Here is a 5,361-nt window from a genome sequence, read left to right as displayed (position 1 = left end):
TCCCGAAAGACCGCGCGCGGCCTGGTCCCTCCCCCCGTGGGGACCGGGTCGCGCGCTTCGTCGTGCCCGCTCACGGGCCCGCAACGACCCGCACCCGTACGACAGTTCGCGTAGAGGCCCGGTATAGGCCCCCGCCGGAAGCTGACGGCGGATCCGGACACGTATCCCGATCCGATGTCCGAACAGACCTCCGAAAGGGAGAGCCGAGATGGCTGACGAGCAGACCGACGACCGCGTCTACCGGGTGGTGCTCAACGACGAGGAGCAGTACTCGATCTGGGCCGCGGACCGGGACCTGCCCGCGGGCTGGCACGCGGAAGGCACCGAGGGGACGCGCCAGGAGTGCCTGGACCGCATCGAGGAGGTCTGGACGGACCTGCGCCCGGCTAGCCTGCGCCGCCGCATGGAGCAGGCGACCGCCTGACGGGCCCACGGACACACACAGCAGCACGGCCGGAAACCGAGAAGCACAGGGTGGGGGAGGAGCGCTCAGCATGAGCACGGGCGGAGTTCGTACGGGCCAGGAAGCCGGAGACCAGCGCGAGGAACTGGTGCGCGCCCGGCTCGCCGGCGCCCGCCGTGGGCGGCGCGCCGCACTGCGGCGGGCGGACCGGGACGGCCCGCTGGCCCTCTCCCACGGCCAGCAGCAGATGTGGTTCCTCAGCCGGCTCGACCCGGACAGCTGGGAGTACAGCGTCCCCGTCGGCCTGCGGATGCGCGGCCCCCTCGACGCGGAGGCACTGCGCCGGGGCTTCGAGAGCCTGCAGTCCCGGCACGAGATCCTGCGCACCCGCTACCGCCTCGACGGAGCGGAGCCGGTCCAGGTCGTCGACCCGCCGGGCCCGTTCGACCTCCCGCTCGACGACCTGACGGGGTCGGGCGACCCGGCCGAACGGGAACGGCGGGCACGACAGCTCGCCGAGGCCGAACCCGGCCGCCCCTTCGACCTGGAGCGGGGCCACCCGCTGCGCGCCCGGCTCATCCGGGTCGCGGCCGACGACCACATCCTCGCCGTGGTCCTGCACCACGTGGCCTGCGACGAGTGGTCGATCGGCCTGATGCTCGGCGAACTCGCCACGCTCTACACGGAGTTCGCGCAAGGGAGGCCCGACCCGCTGGCCCCCCTCACGGTCCAGTACGCCGACTACGCCGCCTGGCAGCGCTCCCGCCTCGCCGACGGCACGCTCGACGGGCACCTCGCCCACTGGCGTGAGCAACTGGCCGGCATCATCCCGCTCGAAGTGCCCACCGACCGGCCCCGGCCCGCCACCCGCAGCTGGGCGGGCGACGCCGTACCCGTCACCCTGCCCGCCGAGCTCACCGAACGGCTCCGTGCCCTCGGCTCCGCGCACGGCGCGACCCTCTTCACCACCCTGCTCACCGGCTACCAGGCGCTGCTCGCCCGCTACACCGGACGCACCGACATCCCCGTCGGCACCGTCGTGTCCGGACGCGGGCGCCCCGAACTGGAACAGCTCGTCGGCTATGCCATCAACACCCTCGTCCTGCGCGGACGCTGGCAGGGCGACCCGTCCTTCCGCACCCTGCTCGACGGCACCCGGGCCACCGTCCTGGACGCCTTCGACCACCAGGAGTATCCCTTCGCCCGGCTGGTCGACGAACTCCAGCCGGAACGCGACATGTCCCGCACACCGTTGTGCCAGGTCGCCTTCACCCTGCACCAGGAGCGCACCGACGGCTTCCGGCTGCCCGGCGTCACCGCCGAACCGCTGCGCGCCCCTTCCCGCGTCTCCCGCTTCGACCTCACCCTCCAGCTCGGCGAGCGGGCCGACGGCTCCGTGCACGGCACGCTGGAGTACAGCACCGCACTGTACGACCGGACCACCGCCGAACGCCTCGCCCGGCACTATGTCCGCCTGCTGGAATCCGCGGTCGCCGACCCGGACCGCGCGCTGTCGCTGCTCGACCTGCTCGCCGACACGGACCTGGCCGTCCTCGCACCCGCCCCGAAGCTCCTGCCGGCGCCCGACCGCTGCGTCCACGAGGTCTTCGAGGAACGGGCCGCCGCCACCCCGGACGCCCCGGCCGTCGGCTGCGGCGGCGAGTGGCTCAGCTACGCCGAACTCGACACCCGCGCCAACAAGCTCGCCCACCACCTGCGCGAACTGGGCGCTGAACCGGGTGAGTTGGTCGGCGTCAGCCTGGACCGCGGCATCGACCTGATGCCCACCCTCCTCGCCGTCCTCAAGTCGGGTGCCGCCTACCTCCCGCTGGACCCCGAACACCCCGCGGACCGCATCGCCTTCACCCTCCAGGACGCCGGAGCGCGGATCGTCGTCACCTCCGACACCCACGCCGAGCACCTCGCCGGCGCCCACGACGGCGTCCTGGTGAACCTGGACGGCGAACCGGCCGCCGCCGCCCTCGCCGCAGCACCCGGCACAGCCCCGGCCGGCGGAGCACGCCCCGACGACCTGATCTACACCATCTACACCTCGGGCTCGACCGGCCGCCCCAAGGGCGTCGGTCTCACCCACGCCAACGTGCTGCGCCTGTTCACCGTCACCGAGGAGCACTACGGCTTCGACGAGCGCGACGTCTGGCCGCTGTTCCACTCGTACGCCTTCGACATGTCCGTCTGGGAGATGTGGGGCGCCCTCCTGTACGGAGGCCGCCTGGTCGTCGTACCGCAGGACCTGGCCCGCTCACCGGAGGACTTCCTCCGACTCCTCGCCGACGAGCACGTCACCGTCCTGAACCAGACGCCGTCCGGTTTCCGGAGCCTGGTCGCCCTCGCAGGCGACGGGCACCCGCTGATCGACGAACTCGCCCTGCGTGTGGTCACGTTCGGCGGCGAGCGCCTCGACATGCCGGCCCTGCGCCCCTGGGTCGCCCGCCGCGGCCTCGACCGCACGGCCTTGATCAACATGTACGGCATCACCGAGACCACCGTGCACACCACGTACCACCGGGTCACCGAAGCCGACCTCGCCGCCGACCACGGCAACGACGTCGGCACCCCGCTGCGCGACCTCCAGGTACAACTGCTCGGCCCGCACGGCGAACTCGTACCCATCGGCGTCCCCGGTGAGATCCACGTCGCCGGACCCGGCGTCGCCCGCATGTACCTGGGCCGTCCCGCGCTCACCGCCGAGCGGTTCGTGCCCGACCCGTACGGTCCGCCCGGCTCCCGCCTCTACCGCAGCGGCGACCTCGCACGCCGCCGCACCGACGGCGGTCTCGACTATCTCGGCCGCATCGACCACCAGGTGAAGATCCGCGGCCACCGAATCGAACTCGGCGAGATCAAGGCCGCGTTGACCGCACATCCACTGGTCCGCGACGCAGTCGTCGTCGCCCGCGAGGACACCCCGGGCGACAAACGCCTCGTCGCCTATGTGGTACCCGCCGGCGAGGCGGTCGCCGCCCCCAGCGAGCTGCGCGCCCTGCTCGCACAGACCCTGCCCGCCTACATGATCCCCACCGCGTTCCTCGCGCTCGGAAGGATCCCCCTCACCGTCAACGGCAAGCTCGACCAGGCCGCACTGCCCGCTCCCGACCGCGGAGCCCTGGCCGTCGGGAAGAACCAGGTCGCCCCGCGCACCGCCGACGAGGAGCGGATGACCGACGTGTGGCGCGACGTCCTCGGCGTCGAGCGGGTCGGTGTGACCGACGGCTTCTTCGACCTGGGCGGCGATTCCCTGCGCGCCGTGGCCCTCGTCGCCGCGCTCCGCGACACCGGCCATGACGTCACGGTCCGCGACGTCTTCGCCCACCGCACCCCGGCCGAACTCGTCGAGTTCCTCACCGGACGTCCCGCACCCGCCCGCCCCGAACCCGGCGTCGCCCCGTTCGCCCTCCTCGCGGACGAGGACCGCGCACGCCTCCCGGAAGGCGTCGTCGACGCCTATCCGCTCGCCCAGGTGCAGCTCGGCATGGTCGTGGAGATGCTCGCCGACGACGGCCGCAACCACTACCACAACTCGACCTGCTTCAGGATTCTCGACGAGTCACCCTTCGTCCCCGACGCGCTCCAGCGGGCCGTACGCGTCGTCATCGGCCGCCACGAGATCCTGCGTACCTCCTTCGCCCTGGACGGGTACTCGGTGCCGCTGCAACTCGTCCACGACCCCGAGCAGGTCGACTCCCCGGTCCGCACCCGCGATCTGACGGCCCTCGACGCGCGCGCCGCCGAGGAGTCCCTGCGCGCCTTCATGGCCGAGGAACGCACCGAGCTCTTCGACCTCGCACGGCCCCCGCTGATCCGCTTCACCGCGCACACCCGGGACGACGGCAGCTGGTGGCTCACGCTCACCGAGTGCCACGCCGTCCTGGAAGGCTGGAGCCACCACTCCCTCCTCATGGAACTGGTCGCCACCTACCGCGCGCTGCGCGACGGCCGTTCGCCGGAGGAGCCCGAGCCCGCCGCCGTCCGGTACGCGGACTTCGTCGCGGCCGAACTGAAGTCACTGGACTCCGCCGAGGACCGCGACTACTGGCAAGGCGTCGTGGAGAACCACCCCAAGTTCGTACCGCCCGCCGGATGGGGCGACGACCCGCGGACCACACCGCGCGGACTGCACCGCGCCTGGGTCCCCTACCACGACCTCGAAGCCGGACTCCGCGCTCTCGCGAGCGAGGCCCAGGTCCCCATCAAGAGCGTGCTGCACGCCGCCCACCTCAAGGTGATGAGCCGCCTCACCCCGGAGGAGTCCTTCCGTACCGGGCTGGTCACCAACGCCCGCCCGGAGGCCGTCGGCGCCGAACGCGTCCACGGCGTGTACCTCAACCCCCTGCCGTTCGCGTTCCGGCGCGGTGCCCGCACCTGGCGGGACCTGGTCCGCCGGGTCTTCGACCAGGAGATCGAGGTCTGGCCGCACCGCCGGTACCCGCTCGGCGCCATGCAGCGCGAGTTCGGCGCCGCGGAACGCCTCGTCGACGTCCGCTTCAGCTACCAGAACTTCCGGCAAGTCGACCAGGACCTCATCGACTACGCCGCGACCATCGACGACAGCCCCACCGAATTCCCCCTCGGTGTCTCGACCCGCGCCGGCTTCGTGGTGATCACCGCCAACCGGCACGTCATCGGCCGCAAGGGCGTCGACCGGCTCGCCTCCATGTACCGCTCGGTCCTCGAAGCCATGGCCTCGGACCCCGACGGCAACGCCGAGCAGCCTGTCCTCCCCTCCGGTGAGCGGGAGTTGGTGCTCTCGTCGTGGAACGACACGGCGGCTGTGGAGCCGGGGTTGTCGGTGCCGGAGTTGGTCGCTGTGCGTGGGGTGGAGTCGCCGGGTGCGGTGGCGGTGGAGGCGGCGGGCCGGTCGCTGACGTTCGGTGAGTTGGTGGATCGGGCTGATCGTCTGGCGGGCGTGTTGCGTTCGCGGGGTGTTGGTGTGGGTT

2 protein-coding genes are annotated in these 5,361 nt (G+C 72.2%); both read left to right on the top strand.

Going from position 1 to position 5,361, the window contains the following annotated elements; translation table 11 throughout:
* Positions 1–208 precede the first annotated feature (208 nt).
* Entirely contained in the window at positions 209–424 is a 216-nt protein-coding gene (locus BKI49_RS03090) for an MbtH family protein (protein ID WP_028805844.1), read from the top strand.
* A 70-nt stretch (positions 425–494) separates the two neighbouring features.
* The coding region (locus BKI49_RS03085) for a non-ribosomal peptide synthetase (protein WP_143658366.1) at positions 495–5,361 on the top strand (4,867 nt) is incomplete at its 3' end.

This window comes from Streptomyces sp. Tue6028, assembly GCF_002300165.1.
In the GTDB taxonomy this organism is placed as follows: Bacteria; Actinomycetota; Actinomycetes; order Streptomycetales; family Streptomycetaceae; genus Streptomyces; species Streptomyces siamensis.
This window is presented reverse-complemented; position numbering and strand designations above follow the sequence as displayed.